Raw genomic sequence first — 20,504 nt, 5'->3', positions numbered from 1 at the left:
CGGCGGCGGTTTCAAATCTTTCAAATCCTATGATTACTTGCCGAGATTGCGCTTGGCCAGCGTGCGCAGACGGAGTGCATTGAGCTTGATGAAGCCTGCCGCATCCTTCTGGTCATAGGCGCCCTGATCGTCTTCGAAGGTGACGAGCTGGTCGGAATAGAGCGACTTCGGCGATTCGCGGCCGATGACCATGACATTGCCCTTATAGAGCTTCAGCGTCACTTCGCCTTCGACATGTTCCTGACTCTTGTCGATCATCGCCTGCAACATTTCACGCTCCGGCGAGAACCAGAATCCGTAATAGATCAGCTCGGCATAGCGCGGCATCAGCTCATCCTTGAGATGAGCAGCGCCACGATCCAGCGTGATCGATTCGATGGCGCGGTGGGCGGTCAACAGGATGGTGCCGCCGGGGGTCTCGTAAACGCCACGGCTCTTCATGCCGACGAAGCGGTTTTCAACCAGATCCAGACGGCCAATGCCGTTGTCACGGCCATAGGTGTTGAGTTCCGCCAGCAGCGTCGCCGGGCTCATCCGCACGCCGTTGATCGACACGGCATCGCCCTTTTCAAAGCCGACCTTGATGACGGTCGCCTTATCGGGAGCGGCTTCCGGCGAAATCGTGCGCATATGCACATATTCCGGCGCTTCCTGGGACGGATCTTCCAGAACCTTGCCCTCGGAAGAGGAATGCAACAGGTTGGCATCGACAGAGAACGGCGCTTCGCCCTTTTTATCCTTGGCAACCGGGATCTGGTTCTGCTCGGCAAAGGCCAGCAGATCGGTACGGCTCTTGAAAGCCCAATCGCGCCAGGGCGCAATGATCTTGATATCAGGGTTCAACGCATAGGCCGAAAGCTCGAAGCGAACCTGATCATTGCCCTTGCCGGTCGCGCCGTGAGCGATAGCATCGGCGCCGGTCTTCTTGGCAATCTCGATCAGGTGCTTGGAAATCAGCGGCCGGGCAATCGAGGTGCCGAGCAGGTAGACGCCTTCATAGACGGCATTGGCGCGGAACATTGGGAAGACGAAATCGCGGACGAATTCCTCGCGGACATCCTCGATGAAGATTTCCTTGATGCCCAGCATTTCCGCTTTTTTGCGGGCCGGTTCCAGCTCTTCGCCCTGGCCGAGATCGGCGGTGAAGGTCACGACTTCAGCGCCGAGTTCGGTCTGGAGCCATTTCAGGATGATCGAGGTATCGAGGCCGCCGGAATAGGCGAGAACGACCTTTTTGACGTCTTTCGGAAGTACCATGAGTGCGAAGTCCGTGTGTCTGGGCGAGGCCACTGAACCGGGCCTCCTCGGGTTGGAGGCACTTTTAGCCGGATTGGCGCGTCATGCAAGGGTGAAGCCCTCCGACAATGGCACAAGGCGAGCCCGGACAGGCAAAGCCGGTCTGAAAACACCGACCCGGATTTCACTTGAAATTTGACTTGGACGCTGCAAGTCCCATATGCCGATGGTCAGCATTGCGACAATTCCACGGGTAATATCAAGCATTTCAGCCAGGAATTGCATAGAAACGGTAGAATTGGAGCGGTTCGTCATTCTCAATCAAGGACCGCTTTCAAACGATCAAAGGAGCAAGACATGACCGACATTCAATCGGTAATTGCCAAGGGCAAGGTCGCGGTCGTCACCGGGGCAGCCTCAGGCATCGGCCTTGCCGCCGCCAAGGCTTTCGCCAGCCAGGGCATGTGCGTCGTGCTCGCCGATCTCGGCGGGGACGCGCTTGCCAATGCGCGCAGCGAAGTCGCCACAGTCTCGGAAAATCCGGAGAGCGATATCGTCGCCATTGAGACAGATGTCAGCAAGCTGGATGAGCTGGAAGCACTGGAGCGCGCCGTGCTTCAACGCTTCGGGCGTGTCCACCTGTTGATGAACAATGCCGGCATCCAGCCGGGCAGCAGCCTGTTCGGGCCACAGGTCAACTGGGACAACGTGTTTGCCGTCAACCTGATGGGCGTCATCCATGGCACAAGGGTGTTCGGGCCTGACATGATTGCCCACAAGGACCCGGCCATCATCATCAATACCGGCTCCAAGCAGGGTATCACCACCCCGCCTGGCGACCCCGCCTATAATGTTGCCAAGGCTGGCGTCAAAGCCTTCACCGAGGCCTTGCAGCATGAACTGCGCAACACACCGGACTGTAATGTCAGCGCTCATCTGCTAATTCCCGGCTTCGTCTTCACCGGTCTGACAGCCGGTGAACGGACGACAAAACCCGACGCGGCCTGGACCCCGGAACAGACGGTGGATTTCATGCTGGACAGCCTCAAACGCGGCGATTTCTACATTCTCTGCCCCGACAACGATGTGCAACGGTCCATCGATGAAAAGCGCATTGCCTGGGCCGCCGGTGACATCATCGAAAACCGTCCGCCGCTGTCACGCTGGCACCCGGATTACGAAGAGGCCTTCAAGGCACATCTAAAAGGCTGAATGGCCTTTATGTCTTAAGCGTCAGACCGTGACAGGTGGCTCCCGACATCTGTCACGGCCCTGCTAAATTTACGAGAACTCTATTTAAAGTTTCACGTTATAAGTGTATCGATATCTTCATTCTTATGGAGATGTTTCAATGACAGTTTTTTACGCCTGGGTTAATCCCGCATTTTTCGACGGCAATCCTCTCGATCACACCTGGGTCACCACCTATAACAACAGGGTTAACACCTATGCGACAATCGATGCGGTGAAACAAGCCGGGCAAACCTATTGGTATTGCTGGGGCGATTTTCACCCCACCGGCTCCACGGATGATTATCCAACCGGCCTGCTTGCCCAGCAGGACGGCAACACCGCCGTCGCCAGCTGCCTTGTCGAGCCCAATGTCGAGGGATCGCTTTCCAATTCCCCGCCGAACGGAACCATTCTGGTCTATGGTGTGAATGGCGTTTGCCATCAGATTGCCAACCAGGTGCTGTATGCGACGAAAACGGCAACCACAGCGCCTTTGACCGTCAAGGGCAGTGCCGGATATGCCTTGAGTACCTTTCTCTATGGTACCTATGGCACCCGCAAAGCAGCATGGGCAAAGAATATCTCCACCTGCACAGCGGGAGAGACCAGCGGAGCAATCCGGGAGGAAGATGCGATGAGCGACCTGCCAGACGATTTTCTCGACCATGCCCGCCAGACACTCGGCGACCAGCCCGAAAAGCTGCAAAAACTGCTGGACTTGCGAGAGGCTGTTGCATCCTACATGGCAATGGACCTGCCAGGCACGGCAACACCTTCCATAGACCTGATCAACGCGCGGAACCAGCACATGCTGGATCAGGCCGCGGACCTCCTCGGGGCTGCCGACTTTGAAAAAGTCTTCGGTATTCGTCCCGAAAAACGGGTGAAACTGGTCCATCCGTCACAGTTGGAAACCACCAGAGAGCAAAAATAAGCCTCACATCGGGTTGCTGAAAAGGGAGCGCGGATCGTAACATGGTCCGCGAACCTTCTTCATATGCCATGCGAGATAGTCATGACCTTCATTCCGGGCCTGCCGACCCTTCTAGCCTTTACCGCCGCCTGCCTGTTGCTGGCGGCGACGCCGGGGCCGGACATGACCCTCTCCATCAGCCGTGCGCTGCGCGATGGCAAGGCGGCGGGTCTTGCCGTGCTGATCGGCACCAATCTCGGGATTGCGGTCCACACGATGCTGGTGGCTTTCGGGGTCTCGGCCCTGATCGTCGCTTCGCCCACGGCCTTTCTGATCCTGAAAAGCGGTGGGGCTGCTTATCTGGCCTGGCTCGCCTTCCAGGCGATCCGCCACGGCTCGAAATTCGTCGCCACGCCTGAAGCGGGCGCAAAAGGCAGCGTGAAGGCGGCGTTTCTCAACAGGATCTGGGTCAATCTGCTCAACCCGAAGGTCATTATTTTCTTCATGACCTTCCTGCCGCAATTCGTCACCGCCCATGACTCTGATGTCACGGGCAAGCTGCTGTTCCTCGGCTTCTGGTTCATGCTGGTATCGCTCCCCATCACGGTCGCCATCGTGCTGGCCGCCGACAAGCTGGCTGGCTGGCTGCAACAGAATCCGAAAGTGCTGAGGGGAATGGATTACACCTTTGCAGGTGTCTTTTCAGTCTTTGCCGCCAAGATCCTGATGACTCAAGCGAGATAACCCGGGCACGATGACAAATGCCACGACGACAAGGGCCGCGATGAAACAAGCCCGATAACGCAAATCAATGAACGTGTTTGCGCGATTTCTCAGCGTCAATGCGGTCCTTGCGGGTGATGAAGAGCATGAAAAAGCCAATCATCAATCCGCCGACGGGCATGATCAACATTGTCAGAAATTGCTCTGTGCTCATGGCTTCAGACCTTTCAATATCTTCCGCGCTAACAAATGTAATGCCACAGACGCTAAAATGCAAATGGAACACACAAGAGCGAGATTTCCGTTCGGACCATGGCCACTATTGACCGTGGAAATCACCGGCGCGAAACCTCCAACGGCAAAAATGGCGATGGCAACGCCATTGATATAGGTTGCCGTCAACTTGGTTCGTTCATTGCGAACGGCAACTTCCATCAATCGTCCTCGCTCTAATCGTCCTCACCATGGCCAACGATCATCATCGCCTCATAAGCCAGACGTTCGGTCTTGCGCATCCGCTCCGATTCCGACTTCAACTGTCCGCAGGCAGCCAGAATATCGCGGCCGCGTGGCGTGCGGATCGGTGAGGCATAGCCTGCCGAATTGATGAAATCGGCAAATTTCATGATCTGGTCCCAGTCGGAACACTGGTAATTGGTGCCCGGCCAAGGATTGAAGGGAATGAGATTGATCTTGGACGGAATGCCCTTCAACAGCTGAATCAGGCCCTTGGCATCCTCAAGACTGTCGTTCACATCCTTCAGCATCACATATTCGAAGGTAATGCGCCGGGCGTTGGACAGGCCCGGATAGTTGCGACAGGCTTCAATCAGGTCTTTCAGCGGATATTTCTTATTGATCGGCACCAGCAGGTCGCGCAATTCGTCGCGCACAGCATGCAGCGAAATCGCCAGCATCACGCCGATTTCATCGCCGGTACGGTAGATTTCCGGCACCACGCCGGAGGTCGAAAGCGTAATGCGGCGCTTTGACAGCGACAATCCATCGCCATCCGAGGCGATCAGCAGCGCCTTTTTCACTTCCTCGAAATTGTAGAGCGGCTCGCCCATGCCCATCATCACCATATTGGTGATCTTGCGGCCCTCATTCGGCACCATCGCGCCGACAGGCGCATCGCGGTCGGGAAAGTCGCCCAGCCGGTCGCGGGCCAGCAACAGTTGCGACAGCACTTCTTCCGCCGTCAGATTGCGCACCAGCTTCTGCGTGCCGGTGTGACAGAAGGTGCAGGTCAGAGTGCAGCCAACTTGGCTGGAAACGCAGAGCGTTCCCCGGCCCTCTTCCGGAATATAGACGCATTCCACCTCGACCGGACGCCCCGCACCGCGCGGCGGATAGCGCAGCAGCCACTTGCGGGTACCATCATTGGACACCTGCTCCTCGACGATTTCAGGCCGGGCAATGGTGAAATGCGCTTTCAGCTTCTCGCGCATGTCCTTGGCGACATTGGTCATCTGGTCGAAATCGGAGACGCCGCGCACATAGATCCAGTTCCACAGCTGGGCGACACGCATGCGCACCTGCTTGTCGGCCACGCCGATCTCGCGCAGCATCTCGCCCATTTCCTCACGGGTCTGGCCGATCAGGGTCGGCTTGGTGGCGCCTGGCATGGCGGCGGGCCGCGCCTGGGGCGTCCGCTCGATGATAATTTCCGTGGCAGCCATCGCTACACCCCATCAAAACCGAAGCCGATCCCCGCATCGACATGATGATGCGGGCGGTCACGCTCCATTTTTCAACATTGCTCTGTTTCAAGAAATCATGCATGCGCCATCGTTGACGAACGACAACGCGGCAGCCTTCAAGACTGCATTTGCCGGGCCTTTATCATCAAAATGCCGCGACGTCATCCCAAAACGCAAAAAGGCCGGGAAACCCGGCCTTCGTCGCATCAGGAAGCAAATGTTATTTGCACTTTTCAATGCGTTTCAGCGCATCGGAAATACCCTGAAGCGAATAGGCGTAATTGGTTGGCGTGCCACGACCCGAAACGGCCTGGACGCTCATGGTCTTGCCGACCTTCATGGCGGCGACCAAAGCGGGCTCTTCTGCGGCGTTTTCCACCCAGGCGGCGCTATCCTTGGTAAACATCGTGAAGCTCTTGGCATCGATCTTCACCGTCACCTTGGAACCGGTCTTCAACGTATAACCCATCATCGCCTGCGGCTCGTAGGAAATGTTCTGACCGGGACGCTGCGAGACGATGAAGAAAATATCGCCGTGATTGACGGAAGGCGGTTCCTTCGTGGTCGGCACCGACAGCACATAGCAGACCGTGCTATTGCCGGACTTGTAGGAATAAGCACCCCAAGCCTTGAACTGCTCAATCCGCGTCGGGCTTGGCGATTGCGCTGCGGCCACATCTGCGAATGCCAGCATGATTGCGACTGCGGTTGCGATTCTTTTTACAAACATTTTCTTCCTGCCGCTTTTTCGTCGGACGCCAAGACAAACAGTCTCGTGTCCAGCCTCGAAACCTCATTCAATTTGACTTAATTTTGGTTACCAAACCGTCAACGAGGCACGAAATGCACAGCTTATAGCCGACAAATCCATGCTTCCAGTCAGTCCTTTTCCGAAAATGGTACAGATTGAAGGCACCGGCAGATCAACCGGCCCTCTGGTAGAACACAAGGAATCAGGCAGGAATTGGACTATGGCACAAGAGACTGGCGCCATAGTTGAAAATGTCACATTCAGACACTTTCAGCCCGCCCTTGTGGTGCGCTTTTATCGTCGCCTCGCACCGGCTCACCATCATCGGAAAGCACAGCGTCGGCTGCATCGTAGTGGCGTTCCTTGATATGGCCGTTGATCATCGCCAGCGCTGTCGTCAGCACGGCAATGTCGTCGGTAAAGCCGACAAAGGCCAGCATGTCGGGAATGGCATCAAAGGGCAGGACGAAATAGCCAAGCGCCGCCAGCAGGATACCGCGCACCCGAAGTGGGGTCTGCCGATCCGTCGCGCAGTAGAAAGCGGCAATCACGTCCCGGCTGAACGGGATGTGGCGAATGGCTTTGCGCATTTTCGGCCAGAAGGTACGGCTCAGCTTTTGCTCCTGCTTTTGCTGTTCGGCCTCGTCGCCCGGCAGAAGAATTTCACCGATCTTCACGTCGTCCAGTTTCGCTTCGACCATGACCGTCCTCTTTCTCACTCTCCAACCTATGCATCATCCCGAAAATCGGTTGCCAATTTTCTGAAGTGCCGTGAACCCGGATATGGGAATGATCAGTGTTCCTGTCAAACCCGGCGTCTGGCAACCTGGTCCATCGCAGCCGCCAGTTTCAGGTCATGCCCAGTCAGTCCGCCAACATCATGGGTGGTCAACCGCACGTCGACACGCCGGTAAACATTGAACCATTCTGGATGATGCCCCATCTTTTCAGCGATGATGGCGCATTCCGTCATAAAGCCGAAGGCCTGGGCAAAATCGTCGAAAGAAAATTCTTTGGTGATCGCGCCGCGATCCTCAGAAAGGACCCACCCGTCCAGGTCCCGCAAGGCGCCTGGAATCGCATCCGGCGCAAGTCGTTCATATCGCATGATCACTCCCAATCTGGCTGTCACGCCATCCACCGACCGGCCATCCACCGACATGGCAGGCAGCACTCAGGTAGCGGCTGGAAGACAAGCCATCCGAGCGCAAAAAGTTCCTTCAAAATCGGTGCCAGACCCTGCTTTATCCGTTCAGCGAATGCACGGCGCGCTCTGAAAAACTCATCTCTGAGCGATCTTCATAGAGGGGGAAAATTTCCTCCGTCAGATAAGGACCACCGCCCACCGATTCCTTGGAGGACATCAGCACGAATCTTGGAACGAAAAAGGGCGCGGTCTGGAAGTTACCGCGCCCTGACAGATAATGAACAACGTCATCCAGTCTCGATGACTTCAGCCGCGCCAGTGTCACATGCGGCATGAACTTTCGGGGGTCGGGCGGCAGCCCCACTCTCTGGCAGATCCGCTCGATTTCGCCCTGGAGCGCTGTCATTTGCGGATGTGGCGTAACGCCTGCCCAAATGGAATGCGGTTTCTTCGACCCGAAGGAACCGATGCCGTTCAGACTGAGCTGGAATTCCGGCCGGTCGATGCGATCCAGCCTATCGACGATCTCATCGGCGGTTCGCCCATCGATATCGCCTATGAAGCGCAATGTGATGTGGTAATTTTCCACATCGATCCATCGGGCTCCCGGAAGCCCGCCGCGCAGCAAAGACAGGCTCAAGGCCACGTTGCGCGGAATTTCGAGGGCAGTGAACAATCTCGGCATGGAGAGCTCCCCGAATCTTTTGCAGATGCTAACAACGAATCATGCTTGCAAAGGGTAAGCAAGTCGTTAATTGACCTTATCCTCCAAACCTTTTGCGAAACTCTGGACGGCGGGCAGCATGTGCTCGACCATGACCCCCACACCCTTGGCGTTGGGATGCATGCCATCGCCCAGCTTCAACGTAGCGTCAGTCACGACGCCATCCAGAATAAAGGGATAGAGCGGAATTTTATATTTATCAGCCAGGCGCTGATAGATTGGATTGAACCTTTTGGCGTAATCCGCGCCCATATTGGGCGGCGCGATCATGCCCACCAAAAACACGCCGATCTTGCGGGCCTGCAATTTTTCAATGATCGCAGATAAGTTCTTTTCGCTCTCTTCAGGCGCGATTCCGCGCAGCGCATCGTTGGCGCCAAGCTCCAGAATAACCCCCTGCGTGCCGTCAGGCACCGACCAGTCAACCCGCGCCAACCCGCCTTCCGTGGTATCGCCGGACACGCCGGCATTGCCGATGCTGACATTCATGCCCTTATCGTGCAGGGCTTTTTCCAACTGGCTTGGCAGTGCCTCATCGCCCTGGAGCTGATAGCCAGCCATCAGGCTGTCGCCAAGTCCGATCAATTGCACTTGCGCTTCCGCCACCGGCGTATCCCCCGTTGCATCCTCTGGCATGGACTGGTCAGTTGAAGGCTGGTCAGGCATTTTCTGGTCAGGCATGGATTGTTCCAACGGCTGCCCTTGCGGAGCCTGTTCCTGGGCCAGACTGGGCACGGCAAAACCGCCCGCGGCAAGCAGGCCAGCCAGCGCTATGACGGCGAATTGAAGGGGGACAGGTTTAAAACCCATGATGGCTTTCCTAAATTCGCGTAGACGATCATGATGTCCGAGCGGACATCGCCAAGGCGTTAAAGACCTTGAACCTCATATAGGACGAAAACCGCGTGAGACAAACCATCATTCAGCTCAGAAAAGCCGATCTCACCCTTGGCAATGCCGCAGCCTCGGTCCACGTCCTCAAGGGAATGGACCTGGATATTTCAGAAGGCGAATCGATCGGCATTGTCGGCCCCTCCGGTTCGGGAAAATCGACGCTGCTAATGGTGCTGGCCGGGCTGGAACGGCTGGACAGCGGCGAAATCCACATCAACGGCACCGCCCTGCATGGCTTGAGCGAAGATGCGCTCGCCGATTTTCGCGGTCGCAATATCGGCATCGTCTTTCAGTCTTTCCACCTGATCGCCAATATGACCGCGCTGGAAAATGTCGCCGTGCCGCTGGAGTTGGCCAATGTCAAAAATCCTTTTGACATTGCCGCCAGGGAGCTGCGCGCCGTTGGCCTTGGCGAGCGGCTCAGCCATTATCCCGGCCAATTGTCTGGCGGAGAGCAGCAACGGGTCGCCATTGCCCGCGCCCTTGCCCCCTCGCCCACCGTGGTGATTGCCGATGAGCCGACCGGCAACCTGGACGGCGCGACCGGACGCCAGATTGCCGACCTGCTGTTTGCCAAACAGGCAGAACGCAAGACGACGTTGGTTCTGGTCACCCACGACACGGCCTTGGCCGGTCGCTGCTCAAGACAGGTCCGCGTCCGCTCGGGCCAGATCGAGCCGGGCGATGAAGCGGGCAAGACGCTTGCCGACGAGACCGTTTCGGCATGAGCGGATTTTTGCAACGTCTCAGAACCGCCTTGCGTCTCAGCGCCCGCGAAATGCGTGGCGGGTTTGGCGGATTTTATATTTTCCTGGCCTGTATTGCGCTTGGCACGGCGGCAATTGCCGCCGTCAATTCCGTCTCCACATCGATTACCCGGTCCATCGCCAGCCAGGGGCAGTCGCTCTTGGGCGGCGACATCCGGTTCGAGCTGAACAACCGGGAAGCCAATGCGGCGGAAAGCGCCTTCCTGCAGGGGCTCGGCACCGTCTCGGCCTCCACTGGCCTGCGTTCCATGGCCCGATTGCCGGATGGCTCCGATCAGTCTCTGGCGGAAATCAAGGCGGTCGATAGCGCCTATCCGCTCTATGGCACATTCGTCGCCACGCCGGACCAGCCCTTGGCTGACCTATTGACAAAAACCGGCGACGCTTATGGTGCGGTCGCAGCCCCTTTGCTGCTCGACCGGCTGGGGATAAAGATCGGCGATAGCCTGCTTGTCGGCTCCGTCCGGCTGGTGATTACCGGCACCATCACCACCGAGCCAGATGCCATTTCGGAAGGCTTCGGCTTTGCGCCGCGCGTCATCACCAGTGGCGAAGCGCTCGCCGCCTCCGGCCTGATCCAGACTGGTAGTCTGGTCGAGCATGTCTATAAAGTCAGGCTGAAACCCGGCAGCCCGGCGCTGCCTGTCATTCAGGATCAGGCCAAGCAGCAATTTCCTGATGCGGGCTGGTCAATCCGCACCAGCGACCGGGCAGCCCCCAACCTGACCGAAAACATCACTCGGTTTTCGCAATTCCTGACACTTGTCGGGCTGACGGCGTTGATTGTCGGCGGTGTCGGCGTCGCCAATGCGGTGCGCGCCTTTCTCGACAGCAAGCGCAGTGTTATCGCTACGCTGAAATGCCTGGGCGCGCCGGCTTCCGTCGTCGTCATGGTCTATCTGTTCCAGATCCTGATGGTCGCCAGCATCGGCATTGCGCTGGGGCTTGCCATTGGCGCCATCGCGCCCTGGATTGCCAGCTATTATCTCGCGCAATTCCTGCCGATCCAGGCGGATTTCGCTATCTATCCCCGCTCCCTGCTGCTGGCGCTGCTGTTTGGCGGGCTGACCACGCTGGCCTTTGCCGTCATGCCGCTCGGCCACGCGCGGCAAGTGCCTGCCACGGCGCTGTTTCGCGAACAGGGTTTCGAGACCCGCCGCCTGCCTTCCTGGCCATATGTGCTGGTGGCAGCGCTGGCCATCCTTGCCCTTGCCGCATTGGCGATCCTGACCGCCTATGATCGACGGCTGGCGATATTCTTCCTGATTGCCATGGCCGCCAGCTTCGTGGTGCTGCGACTGGTCGCTTATGGCGTTTCAGCACTTGCGCGGAAAAGCCCTCGGCTTCCTTCCCCTGCGCTGCGTCTGGCGGTCGGCAATATCCATCGGCCTGGCGCGCTGACGCCCTCGGTCATTCTGTCGCTTGGCCTTGGCCTTGCACTTTTGGTGACGCTGTCGATGATCGACGGCAATCTGCGGCGCAATCTCACCGGTACGCTGTCTGAAAAAGCCCCGAATTTCTTTTTCGTCGATATCCAGCGCGACCAGCTCGATGATTTCCGCCAGATCATCGCCCGCGAGGCACCGCAGGGGCAGGTTGTTGAAGTGCCGATGTTGCGCGGGCGGATCACCGCTTTCAATGGCCAGGACGTTGCCAAGATGAACGTGCCGCCACAGGGCCGTTGGGTCCTGCGCGGCGACCGGGGCATTACCTATGCCACCGACCTGCCGAAAAATGCCACGGTGACCGAGGGCCAATGGTGGGCACCGGATTACAAAGGCGAACCGCTGGTATCGTTCTCCGCCCAGGAAGCAGGCGAACTGGGCCTGAAACTGGGTGATACGGTAACCGTCAATGTGCTGGGCCGCAGCATTACCGCGAAAATCGCCAATTTCCGCAAGGTGGATTGGCAATCCCTGTCGATCAATTTCGTCATGGTCTTTTCGCCCAACACCTTTGCTGGCGCACCCCATGCCTGGATCGCCACCCTGACCGAGCCATCCGCCACTCCGCAGCAGGAGGCAAGCATCCTGCGTGCCGTCACCAAGGCCTATCCCACCATTACCAGCGTGCGGGTCAAGGATGCGCTGGACATGGTGAATTCGCTGGTCGGCCAGTTGGCAATCGCCATCCGGGCGGCGGCGGCCATTGCCCTCATCTCCTCCGTTCTCGTGCTGTCGGGCGCACTTGCGGCAGGCAATCGGGGCCGCACCCATGACGCGGTGGTGCTAAAGACGCTGGGCGCAACGCGACCGATGCTGATCCGCGCCTTTACCTATGAATATCTGCTGCTCGGCCTTGCCACGGCGATTTTCGCGCTTCTGGCCGGAAGCGTTGCGGGTTGGTATGTGGTCAGCCAGATCATGAAACTGCCCGCCAGCTTCCTGCCCGGGGTCGCCGTTTCCACCGTCGCGCTGGCGCTGGTGACGACAATCGGCATCGGTCTTGCCGGAACATGGCGGGTTCTGGGGCAGAAGGCCGCGCCGGTTCTGCGGGAACTCTGACAGGGATGAGGCCTGGACCGTTAACCGAACTGGATGACCATGGGCTACATTACCGAGGTTTAACGGAAAAGCCCTTGTTCTATAGCGTTATTACTCCCATATTGACGCTACGCATGCTGGAGCCCCGCAGCGGCGCTTGGGACAAGATCCTGCACCGTGAACCATTCGGGGCTTATATGAGAGGAAACCATGTCTGATTTTCGCAATTATCAGGCGCGTACCGGGGTAGGTTCGGCCGAGATGATCGACCAGGGCCTGCGCAGCTACATGCTGAAGGTCTATAACCTGATGGGTCTTGGGCTGGCGATTACCGGCGTTGCCGCTTATGTGATCGCTATGCTTGCCACCACGACCGACCCATCGCAGGCTGTCGGACAGTTCGGCAACGGCATCATGCTGACCAGCCTTGGCGCTGCCATTTACGGTAGCCCGCTGAAATGGGTGATCATGCTGGCTCCCATCGGCCTGGTATTTTTCCTGAGCTTCAAGATCCAGTCGATGAGCGTATCGGCGGCCCGTACCACCTTCCTGGTCTATGCCGGTCTGGTTGGCCTGTCGCTGTCGTCTATCCTGCTGATCTATACTGGCCAGAGCGTGGTGCAGACCTTCTTCGTCACGGCGGCTTCGTTCGGCGCCCTGTCGCTGTATGGTTACACCACCAAGCGTAGCCTGAGCGCGATGGGTTCGTTCCTGATGATGGGCCTGTTCGGTCTGATCATTGCCTCGCTGGTCAACATCTTCCTTCAGTCTTCGGCACTCGCCTTTGCCGTTTCGGCCATAGGCGTCGTCATCTTCGCAGGCCTGACCGCCTACGACACGCAGAAGATCAAGGAAATGTATTTCGAGCAGGACGGTGCCGATACGGCTGGCCGCAAGGCTATCCTGGGTGCCCTGACCCTTTACCTCGACTTCATCAACCTGTTCCTGTTCATGCTGCGCTTCATGGGCGACCGTCGCTAACCCGGCGGAGACCAGCTACAGGACCACATCAGGGCGGCCTTCGGGTCGCCCTTTTTCATGCGCCGTCTTGCCGTAAGCGTGTGGCTATGCAAGACGGGAATCTACACTGTTTCTCAGCGTAGAAAGTCCCATATCCGTGCAGATTCGCGCCGCCACCCAAGCCGATATCCCCAACATCACCGAGATTTACCGTCATTCAGTTCTGACCGGCACGGCCAGCTATGAAATAGCGCCACCTGACGAGACTGAGATGGCGCGCCGGATGGAGACGGTCACCTCTCAATCCTATCCCTATATCGTCGCTGAGGATGTTGGTGGCGGTCTGCTTGGCTATGCTTATGCCTCGGCCTTTCGCACTCGGCCCGCCTATCGCTTTCTGGTGGAGGATTCGATTTATCTGGCAGAGGCCGCCCAAGGCAAGGGGATCGGCAAGGCGCTGCTGGCCGATCTTGTTGCGCAATGCACGGCGCTTGGCTTCCGGCAGATGATTGCGGTGATCGGAGGCGCCAGCCCCGCATCAATTGGTGTCCACCGCAGCCTGGGCTTTACCCATGCGGGCGGTATCAACGGCTCCGGCTTCAAGCATGGGATCTGGCTCGACACCGTTTTCATGCAACGCCCGCTTGGCGAGGGCAAGCAAACCCTGCCCGACGAAAAAACCTATCCCGGCAGCCTGTTCAAAGGGTGAGGACGCTCTACTCGACCAGTTTCAAAACCTTGTCGAACACTTTCAGCACCTGACGCAGGTCATGCCCACGCTTCAGGATCATTCCGTGGGTATTGACCACCGAAAAGGCCCCTTGCTTTGCCGCAAGCTTCGGATTTTTCTCGATCCGATACAAAGGCATCTCACCGGAGCGCTTGAAAACGGAAAACACCGCCTTGTCTTTCAGATGGTCGAGCGCGTAATCGCGCCACTCCCCTTCCCCGACCATTCGGCCATAGACCCATAAGATCGCATCCAATTCCGTACGATGAAAAGTGACCGGCAGCGGATCGAGATTCTGCTTGTAATCCCTGAGATCCACCACGGGAGCAGGTCTGTTGCCAGGGCGCTGGCCAGTTTCAGGAGTGACGGGCGGGACTTCACGAGGTAAATCCGGCTGATCGGTCATTGGGGCTCCTTCGTGCTTTTCATGACAAGCCGGTGACAGTTTGCCTGACAGGCATCAAATTGCAAGAGCGTAACTGCTTAAGCCGTTTGCACCAAAAAGCTCAACCTGTACCATTTCGGAAGGTTTTTTTCCTTCGCCGTATTTCGGTCAAAACAGCGCCCCAATTGCAGACGAGATTGCACCGTCTTCAGTTGACGCGTCAGCGTCAAGGGTCCGGTCTGGCGCATTGACCCCTTACCCCCAGCCCCCCAATGTTCCCGGCCGGACCCGCTGAAGCCACAGGATAGCATGCGAGAGCATTTACGCGTTTCGTGGATGTGAACGTAAACCGCTTCACAGTTTTTCTGAAAATTCTATAGACGCAGATTGTTTGCCGATCAGGGATTGAGCTGCTTCGAAGCGCTGGCATTTCCCGCAGATTGAGTCATCACCATCGCCGCGCCGACTATACGGCCAGGCTCGCCATTTTGCGTCGAAGTCTGGAGCAGGACTGCAAATCCATCACAATCGTTGCTGCGTAGAACCTTGGATGGCAGGGTCAGTTTCAAACTATCGCCATGCCACATGCCGACAGACTGGATGTCGCTGACGCTGTTCCAATAGGTCATGCGCTGGCCCTTGTTTTCGCCCTTCAGCACTTCGACATCTTTCCGGCGCTTGAAATAGACGACTATCACATCGGCACGGCCTTGCCCACTCCCGATCGACACAGACAGGGCGTCGCCTTGAATGGCCGCATCGACCTTGACCGAAAGACCATTACCGCTGGCCCGCAGCCCATCCAGTTTTCCCGACAGCGTCGTCGCATCGGTGCCCTTCATCTGCATCGTGCCATTGACCACAGCCTGGGGCGTGTAGACACCGCTTCTGCCGAAGCTTCGTGCATAGGCATATTGGCGGGCGGTATTGCCAGGGGACCCGAGCGTATCGGTCCAGCCGCGGTAGTTCCAGTAATCGACATGATAGGCCAGTGCGATCACGTCAGGTTGTTTGGCGAGCGCTTCAAAGGCACGGTCGGCGGGCGGGCAGGACACACAGCCCTGCGACGTAAACAGCTCGACAACCCCCTTCGGCGAACGCGCGTCCTCAGCCTTGGCGATTGAGGTCCCTGCCAGGCACATCATCAAGCCCATAAGGAGACCTTTTCCAGGGATTGCCGCAACCTTCATCGAAACCATCGATACTGCCCCATTCTTCAACCCTCCCCTTTATTCAACCCTTACAGTCCGGCCACAATGCCACGGTATCACGCCGATGATCGCAGTCTATAGGGTCTCAAGCGCCAATCAGCTGCTGCTCGGCTCCGCCGCCCCTTGCAGCCAGTCCGGCATACGCTGTCCATACTGCATAAACATGTCAAAGCAGTTTAAACCGGTCACATGAACCTGGTCTTAAGCATCGCCACACCGCTGATCTGTCTGCTCATGGATTGAGAGGATAAACAGGACCCACTTCAACACCAAGTCACGTTGGGGTGAGAGCAACCTGGAAGTGAAGAGAAAACAAAAAAGCCGCCGGCATTTGCGCCGGCGGCTGTTATTTTCAATAGGAATCGACCGGATTAAGCAGCCAGATCGCGCAGAACGGTCTGCAAGATGCCACCGTTGTTCACATAGGTCACTTCATCCAGCGTATCGATGCGGCAGATCAGCGGCAGATCCTTTACCGTGCCATCGGCATAGGTAATCTTGGCGATCTTCTTCTCGCGTGGCTTGATCTCGCCTTCGAGGCCTTCGATCGTCACGGTTTCGTCGCCCTTCAGGTTGAGGCTGGCCCAGGTGGTGCCGTCCTCGAAGCAGAAAGGCACGATGCCCATGCCGACCAGGTTGGAGCGGTGGATACGCTCGAACGACTGGGCAATCACGGCGCGCACGCCGAGCAGGTTGGTGCCCTTGGCAGCCCAGTCACGCGAGGAACCGTTGCCGTATTCGACGCCTGCAAAGATTACCAGCGGAACGCCCTCGGCCTTGTACTGCATGGCCGCATCGTAAATCGACATCTCTTCCTTGGACGGATAATGGATGGTGTAGCCACCTTCCTTGCCGTTCGGCCCGAGCATGTGATTGCGGATACGGATATTGGCGAAGGTACCGCGCATCATCACTTCGTGATTGCCGCGACGGGTGCCGTACTGGTTGAAGTCCGCCACGCCAACGCCATGGTCCAGCAGATAGGCACCAGCAGGCGATGCCGCCTTGATGGAGCCAGCCGGCGAGATATGGTCGGTGGTGATCTTGTCGCCGAACAGACCCAATACGCGCGCATTGGTGATGTTCTTGAGACCGGAGCCGCTCTTGCCCATGCCGACGAAGTAAGGCGGGTTCTGCACATAGGTGGAGTTGTCGTCCCAGGCATAGGTCTGGCCAGCCGGGATCTGCACGGCCTGCCAGTTTTCATCGCCCTTGAACACGTCCGCATACTTGCTTTCATACAGTTCGCGGGTGACGTATTTCAGGATGAATTCCTGGATTTCCTTCGAGGTCGGCCAGATGTCCTTGAGGAACACCGGGTTACCGTCCTGATCTTCGCCCAGAGGCTCGGTGGTCAGGTCCTTCTGAACCGAACCGGCCAGCGCGTAAGCAACAACCAGCGGCGGCGACGCCAGATAGTTGGCCTGAACGTCCGGCGAGATACGGCCTTCGAAGTTACGGTTGCCCGACAACACACCAGCGGTGATCAGGCCCTTGTCGTTAATGGTCTTGGAGATCGGCGCTGGCAGCGGGCCAGAGTTACCGATGCAGGTGGTGCAGCCGAAACCAACCAGGTTGAAGCCGAGTGCATCCAGAGAAACCTGAAGACCGGACTTTTCCAGATATTCACCAACAACCTGTGATCCAGGTGCCAGCGAGGTCTTGACCCAGGGCTTGGACTTCAGACCCTTGGCAACAGCATTGCGGGCCAGAAGGCCAGCAGCAATCAACACGCTCGGGTTGGAGGTGTTGGTGCAGGAGGTGATGGCGGCAATCGCCACATCGCCATGGCCGAGGTCGAAGTCTGTGCCTTCAACAGCGTAGCGGTTGGAAAGCTGGCCGGGCTTCTTGTAATCGCCTTCCAGAGCGGTTGCGAAGTTCGGAGCAATGGTTTCCAAAGGCAAGCGGCCTTCCGGACGCTTCGGACCCGCCATCGACGGCACAACGTCGCCGAGATCGAGTTCCAGCGTGTCGGTGAACACCAGTTCGGAACCGTCGCCATCACGCCACATGCCCTGCGCCTTGGAATAGGCTTCGACCAGTGCAATCCGGTCCTTGGTGCGGCCAGACATGGTGAGGTAGTTGATGGTTTCGCCGTCAACCGGGAAGAAGCCGCAGGTTGCGCCATATTCCGGACCCATATTGCCGATGGTGGCGCGGTCGGCCAGCGACATCGAATCCAGGCCGGGGCCGAAGAATTCAACGAACTTGGAGACAACGCCCTTCTTGCGCAGCATCTGCACAACGGTCAGCACGAGGTCGGTGGCGGTGACGCCTTCCTTGACTTTGCCGGTCAGCTTGAAGCCGATGACTTCAGGCAGAAGCATGGAAACCGGCTGGCCAAGCATGGCCGCTTCGGCTTCGATACCACCAACGCCCCAGCCCAGAACGCCCAGACCGTTGATCATCGTGGTATGCGAATCGGTGCCAACGCAGGTGTCAGGATAGGCAGTGGTTTCGCCGTCTTCATCCTTGGTCCAGACGGTCTGGCCGAGATATTCGAGATTGACCTGGTGACAGATGCCAGTACCCGGAGGAACAACGCGGAAGTTCTTGAACGCCTGCTGGCCCCACTTGAGGAAGCGGTAACGCTCGCCGTTGCGCTCATATTCCAGCTCAACGTTGCGGGCAAAAGCGGTTGGCGTGCCGAATTCGTCAACGATAACCGAGTGGTCGATGACGAGGTCAACAGGAACCAGCGGGTTGATCTTTTCCGGATCGCCGCCCAGCGACACCATGGCATCGCGCATGGCGGCCAGATCGACCACGGCGGGAACGCCGGTGAAGTCCTGCATCAGCACGCGGGCCGGACGATAGGCGATTTCGTTTTCAGCCGTGCCCTTGTCAACCAGCCAGGCGGCGACGTTTTCAATGTCGGCCTTGGTGACGGAGCGGCCGTCTTCGTTGCGCAGCAGGTTTTCCAGCAGCACCTTCATGGAATAAGGCAGCTTGGAAACGCCGGTTAGGCCATTGGCCTCGGCCTTGGGGATACTGTAATAGACATAATCCTTGCCATCGACGGAAAGCGTCGACCGGCAATTGAAACTGTCAAGCGATTTGGACACGGATAGAACCCCGCTGATACTGATAGCCAACACATACGTGCGGACGCCTATGCACTACATGCACATCAGGATGCGGGTGCGACCATTTCCGCTGTCCGCCCGTGAAAATCGCTTTACGCAACATTCAAGTTCGGCGCTAGGATGATGGACACGCCGGTCGCTGGCGTGGTTGCAGGTCTTATAGAGAATTTCCAAGAACTGTTCCAGAGTGTAGAAGGCCAAACGGCACAATTTTTTAAAGGCGATAAGCTTTGCTAAACAAAGGGGAAATCACCCGGCTAAATGCCCTGAAACTGGCCGCGAAACGCGGGGAAGATCTGTTGTTTCGCAACGTCTCCTTCACGCTGTCATCCGGCGAAGCGTTGATCCTGACCGGTCGCAACGGATCGGGAAAATCCACCCTGCTGCGGGTCATCGCTGGCTTCATCCGGCCAGAGCACGGCTCCGTCCTGTTCGAATCACCCGGCACCGAGCCACGACCACCTCGCGAGGTCAGCCATTACCTCGGTCATCGCAACGGCATGAAGGCGGAGCTGACCGTGGCCGAAAATCTGGTATTCTGGAAAGCATTTCTCGGACAGGCCGAAGGCGGTGCGGGCATCTCCATCGAAGAGGCCGCCGATCAGGTTGGATTGGGTGGCATCACCCACCTGCCCTATGGCTACTTGTCCGCCGGTCAACAGCGGCGATTCGCCATGGCTCGATTGCTGGTGTCCTACCGTCCGATCTGGATTCTCGATGAGCCAACGGCGGCATTGGATGTCAAAGCCGATGAGATGTTTTCAAGCCTGATTCGCGCCCATCTGGCCCAAGGCGGCATGGTGCTGGCCGCCACCCACCAGCCTCTGGGGTTGGACAACCCGAAACTGTTGGAAATGAAGGGCTTCGACTACGCGGACATGGAGGATGCGGCGTGATCGCCCTTTTTCTGCGCGACCTGAAACTGTCGGTCAGGGCGGGCGGCGGCGCGCTGATCGGCGTGCTGTTTTTCCTGACCGTGGTTGCCGTCATTCCCTTTGGCGTCGGACCGGATATGAACCTGCTGGCCCGCATCGGTCCTGCCATTGTCTGGATCGGCGCACTGCTGTCGGCGCTGCTCGGCCTCGACCGGCTGTTTCAGGCCGACCGGGATGACGGTTCGCTGGATCTGCTCCTGATGCAGGAAACGCCGCTGGTGTTGACCGTCTTCGTGAAATGCCTGGCCCATTGGACAGCGACCAGCCTGCCGCTGGTGATCGCTTCGCCGCTGCTCGGCCTGTTCATGAATATGAGCGAAATGGCCATCGGGGCGGTGATGCTGACACTGCTGATTGGCTCTCCCGCCCTCACCTTCATCGGCGCTGCCGGGGCAGCCGTCGCCGTAGCCCTGCCGCGTGGCGGGCTGCTGGTGTCGATCCTGGTTCTGCCGCTGGCTATTCCGGTGCTGATTTTCGGTGTGAGTGCTTCCTATGCGGCTGTGGAAGACCCGGCCCCTTTTCTGCCGCCCTTTCTGTTTCTATCCGCACTCACTTTATTCTTCGCGGTCATCGGCCCATCGGCAGCGGCATTGGCGCTCAGAAACACGGCGGATTGATCGTTC

The 20,504-nt window shown here is 57.9% G+C and carries 22 protein-coding genes; 10 read left to right on the top strand and 12 right to left on the bottom strand.

Annotated elements, in window-relative coordinates:
• Positions 1-33: 33 nt before the first annotated feature.
• On the bottom strand, positions 34-1,257 hold the full coding sequence (locus V6582_RS11945) for an argininosuccinate synthase (RefSeq protein ID WP_070164297.1): 1,224 nt from the start codon (positions 1,255-1,257) through the stop codon (positions 34-36).
• Between V6582_RS11945 and V6582_RS11940 the strand changes: the two genes are divergently transcribed.
• From V6582_RS11940 to V6582_RS11925, 4 genes are all read left to right on the top strand, one after another.
• Positions 1,256-1,435: a hypothetical protein gene (locus tag V6582_RS11940; protein WP_349508867.1), complete on the top strand. Its 180-nt coding sequence runs from the start codon at positions 1,256-1,258 to the stop codon at positions 1,433-1,435. The two genes, V6582_RS11945 and V6582_RS11940, sit on opposite strands and share 2 nt — an antisense overlap.
• A 158-nt stretch (positions 1,436-1,593) precedes the next feature.
• Positions 1,594-2,448, top strand: coding sequence for an SDR family NAD(P)-dependent oxidoreductase (locus tag V6582_RS11935; RefSeq protein ID WP_156631307.1), 855 nt, complete (start codon positions 1,594-1,596; stop codon positions 2,446-2,448).
• 139 nt (positions 2,449-2,587) lie between these two features.
• Positions 2,588-3,403 carry a hypothetical protein gene (locus tag V6582_RS11930; protein WP_156631308.1) on the top strand — a complete coding sequence of 272 codons (816 nt, stop codon included), beginning with the start codon at positions 2,588-2,590 and terminating at the stop codon, positions 3,401-3,403.
• 81 nt (positions 3,404-3,484) lie between these two features.
• Positions 3,485-4,126: a LysE family translocator gene (locus tag V6582_RS11925; RefSeq protein ID WP_156631309.1), complete on the top strand. Its 642-nt coding sequence runs from the start codon at positions 3,485-3,487 to the stop codon at positions 4,124-4,126.
• Positions 4,127-4,190: 64 nt separating this feature from the next.
• On the opposite strand, the gene V6582_RS11920 is transcribed toward V6582_RS11925, so the two are convergent.
• The 8 genes from V6582_RS11920 to V6582_RS11885 form a co-directional block, all read right to left on the bottom strand.
• Complete coding sequence (locus tag V6582_RS11920) at positions 4,191-4,319, bottom strand: hypothetical protein (protein ID WP_267889528.1); 129 nt, start codon at positions 4,317-4,319, stop codon at positions 4,191-4,193.
• Positions 4,316-4,540, bottom strand: a complete 225-nt coding sequence (locus V6582_RS11915) for an amino acid transporter (RefSeq protein WP_156631310.1) — start codon at positions 4,538-4,540, stop codon at positions 4,316-4,318. The genes V6582_RS11920 and V6582_RS11915 overlap by 4 nt, the downstream gene beginning before the upstream one ends.
• 14 nt (positions 4,541-4,554) lie before the next feature.
• Positions 4,555-5,733: a 23S rRNA (adenine(2503)-C(2))-methyltransferase RlmN gene (gene rlmN, locus V6582_RS11910; RefSeq protein WP_420360173.1), complete on the bottom strand. Its 1,179-nt coding sequence runs from the start codon at positions 5,731-5,733 to the stop codon at positions 4,555-4,557.
• Positions 5,734-6,028: 295 nt separating this feature from the next.
• On the bottom strand, positions 6,029-6,538 hold the full coding sequence (locus V6582_RS11905) for an invasion associated locus B family protein (protein WP_015917432.1): 510 nt from the start codon (positions 6,536-6,538) through the stop codon (positions 6,029-6,031).
• A 281-nt stretch (positions 6,539-6,819) separates the two neighbouring features.
• A complete protein-coding gene (locus V6582_RS11900; RefSeq protein WP_156631466.1) occupies positions 6,820-7,245 on the bottom strand; it encodes a YkvA family protein in 426 nt (141 codons plus the stop codon).
• A gap of 119 nt (positions 7,246-7,364) precedes the next feature.
• Positions 7,365-7,667 carry a 4a-hydroxytetrahydrobiopterin dehydratase gene (locus V6582_RS11895; RefSeq protein ID WP_156631312.1) on the bottom strand — a complete coding sequence of 101 codons (303 nt, stop codon included), beginning with the start codon at positions 7,665-7,667 and terminating at the stop codon, positions 7,365-7,367.
• 136 nt (positions 7,668-7,803) lie between these two features.
• The gene (gene thpR / locus V6582_RS11890; protein ID WP_156631313.1) at positions 7,804-8,391 is read right to left on the bottom strand and encodes an RNA 2',3'-cyclic phosphodiesterase; all 588 of its coding nucleotides are present in this window, start codon (positions 8,389-8,391) and stop codon (positions 7,804-7,806) included.
• A 66-nt stretch (positions 8,392-8,457) separates the two neighbouring features.
• Positions 8,458-9,243 (bottom strand): arylesterase, encoded by a 786-nt coding sequence (locus V6582_RS11885; RefSeq protein ID WP_420360174.1) that lies wholly within the window; start codon positions 9,241-9,243, stop codon positions 8,458-8,460.
• Positions 9,244-9,335: 92 nt separating this feature from the next.
• Between V6582_RS11885 and V6582_RS11880 the strand changes: the two genes are divergently transcribed.
• From V6582_RS11880 to V6582_RS11865, 4 genes are all read left to right on the top strand, one after another.
• On the top strand, positions 9,336-10,052 hold the full coding sequence (locus tag V6582_RS11880) for an ABC transporter ATP-binding protein (RefSeq protein ID WP_337739207.1): 717 nt from the start codon (positions 9,336-9,338) through the stop codon (positions 10,050-10,052).
• Positions 10,049-12,595, top strand: a complete 2,547-nt coding sequence (locus tag V6582_RS11875) for an ABC transporter permease (protein WP_156631315.1) — start codon at positions 10,049-10,051, stop codon at positions 12,593-12,595. The genes V6582_RS11880 and V6582_RS11875 overlap by 4 nt, the downstream gene beginning before the upstream one ends.
• A gap of 189 nt (positions 12,596-12,784) precedes the next feature.
• Positions 12,785-13,555, top strand: a complete 771-nt coding sequence (locus V6582_RS11870; RefSeq protein ID WP_156614310.1) for a Bax inhibitor-1/YccA family protein — start codon at positions 12,785-12,787, stop codon at positions 13,553-13,555.
• A gap of 130 nt (positions 13,556-13,685) precedes the next feature.
• Positions 13,686-14,243: a GNAT family N-acetyltransferase gene (locus tag V6582_RS11865; protein ID WP_337739222.1), complete on the top strand. Its 558-nt coding sequence runs from the start codon at positions 13,686-13,688 to the stop codon at positions 14,241-14,243.
• A 7-nt stretch (positions 14,244-14,250) separates the two neighbouring features.
• Here V6582_RS11865 and V6582_RS11860 read toward each other — a convergent pair whose 3' ends face one another.
• The 3 genes from V6582_RS11860 to acnA all read right to left on the bottom strand — a co-directional run bounded on the left by V6582_RS11860 (position 14,251) and on the right by acnA (position 18,925).
• Complete coding sequence (locus tag V6582_RS11860; protein WP_015917441.1) at positions 14,251-14,670, bottom strand: DUF2794 domain-containing protein; 420 nt, start codon at positions 14,668-14,670, stop codon at positions 14,251-14,253.
• A 377-nt stretch (positions 14,671-15,047) separates the two neighbouring features.
• A complete protein-coding gene (locus V6582_RS11855) occupies positions 15,048-15,839 on the bottom strand; it encodes a DUF1223 domain-containing protein (RefSeq protein ID WP_420360175.1) in 792 nt (263 codons plus the stop codon).
• Between the two features lie 392 nt (positions 15,840-16,231).
• Positions 16,232-18,925 carry an aconitate hydratase AcnA gene (gene acnA, locus V6582_RS11850; RefSeq protein ID WP_337739208.1) on the bottom strand — a complete coding sequence of 898 codons (2,694 nt, stop codon included), beginning with the start codon at positions 18,923-18,925 and terminating at the stop codon, positions 16,232-16,234.
• Positions 18,926-19,176: 251 nt separating this feature from the next.
• Here acnA and ccmA point away from each other — a divergent pair, with 251 nt between their 5' ends.
• Together ccmA and ccmB are read left to right on the top strand one after the other, a co-directional pair.
• Positions 19,177-19,842, top strand: coding sequence for a heme ABC exporter ATP-binding protein CcmA (gene ccmA, locus V6582_RS11845; RefSeq protein WP_197434342.1), 666 nt, complete (start codon positions 19,177-19,179; stop codon positions 19,840-19,842).
• Positions 19,839-20,498 carry a heme exporter protein CcmB gene (ccmB, locus tag V6582_RS11840; RefSeq protein ID WP_337739209.1) on the top strand — a complete coding sequence of 220 codons (660 nt, stop codon included), beginning with the start codon at positions 19,839-19,841 and terminating at the stop codon, positions 20,496-20,498. Before ccmA ends, ccmB begins: the two co-directional genes overlap by 4 nt.
• The last annotated feature ends 6 nt before the right edge of the window (positions 20,499-20,504 follow it).

The sequence above is a fragment of the Agrobacterium vitis genome, from assembly GCF_037039395.1.
Taxonomy (GTDB): domain Bacteria; phylum Pseudomonadota; class Alphaproteobacteria; order Rhizobiales; family Rhizobiaceae; genus Allorhizobium; species Allorhizobium vitis_E.
The sequence above is the reverse complement of the archived record's forward strand: the minus strand, read 5'-3'. Positions and strand labels throughout refer to the sequence as shown.

What these genes read in the sequence shown, in the direction of transcription:
- V6582_RS11945 (WP_070164297.1), bottom strand. Translation starts at nt 1,257, where the DNA reads ATGGTACTTCCGAAAGACGTCAAAAAGGTCGTTCTCGCCTATTCCGGC.
- V6582_RS11915 (WP_156631310.1), bottom strand. Translation starts at nt 4,540, where the DNA reads ATGGAAGTTGCCGTTCGCAATGAACGAACCAAGTTGACGGCAACCTAT.
- V6582_RS11930 (WP_156631308.1), top strand. Translation starts at nt 2,588, where the DNA reads ATGACAGTTTTTTACGCCTGGGTTAATCCCGCATTTTTCGACGGCAAT.
- V6582_RS11920 (WP_267889528.1), bottom strand. Translation starts at nt 4,319, where the DNA reads ATGAGCACAGAGCAATTTCTGACAATGTTGATCATGCCCGTCGGCGGA.
- V6582_RS11905 (WP_015917432.1), bottom strand. Translation starts at nt 6,538, where the DNA reads ATGTTTGTAAAAAGAATCGCAACCGCAGTCGCAATCATGCTGGCATTC.
- V6582_RS11940 (WP_349508867.1), top strand. Translation starts at nt 1,256, where the DNA reads ATGAGTGCGAAGTCCGTGTGTCTGGGCGAGGCCACTGAACCGGGCCTC.
- rlmN (WP_420360173.1), bottom strand. Translation starts at nt 5,733, where the DNA reads ATGCCAGGCGCCACCAAGCCGACCCTGATCGGCCAGACCCGTGAGGAA.
- V6582_RS11860 (WP_015917441.1), bottom strand. Translation starts at nt 14,670, where the DNA reads ATGACCGATCAGCCGGATTTACCTCGTGAAGTCCCGCCCGTCACTCCT.
- V6582_RS11935 (WP_156631307.1), top strand. Translation starts at nt 1,594, where the DNA reads ATGACCGACATTCAATCGGTAATTGCCAAGGGCAAGGTCGCGGTCGTC.
- V6582_RS11870 (WP_156614310.1), top strand. Translation starts at nt 12,785, where the DNA reads ATGTCTGATTTTCGCAATTATCAGGCGCGTACCGGGGTAGGTTCGGCC.
- V6582_RS11875 (WP_156631315.1), top strand. Translation starts at nt 10,049, where the DNA reads ATGAGCGGATTTTTGCAACGTCTCAGAACCGCCTTGCGTCTCAGCGCC.
- V6582_RS11925 (WP_156631309.1), top strand. Translation starts at nt 3,485, where the DNA reads ATGACCTTCATTCCGGGCCTGCCGACCCTTCTAGCCTTTACCGCCGCC.
- V6582_RS11895 (WP_156631312.1), bottom strand. Translation starts at nt 7,667, where the DNA reads ATGCGATATGAACGACTTGCGCCGGATGCGATTCCAGGCGCCTTGCGG.
- thpR (WP_156631313.1), bottom strand. Translation starts at nt 8,391, where the DNA reads ATGCCGAGATTGTTCACTGCCCTCGAAATTCCGCGCAACGTGGCCTTG.
- V6582_RS11855 (WP_420360175.1), bottom strand. Translation starts at nt 15,839, where the DNA reads ATGAAGGTTGCGGCAATCCCTGGAAAAGGTCTCCTTATGGGCTTGATG.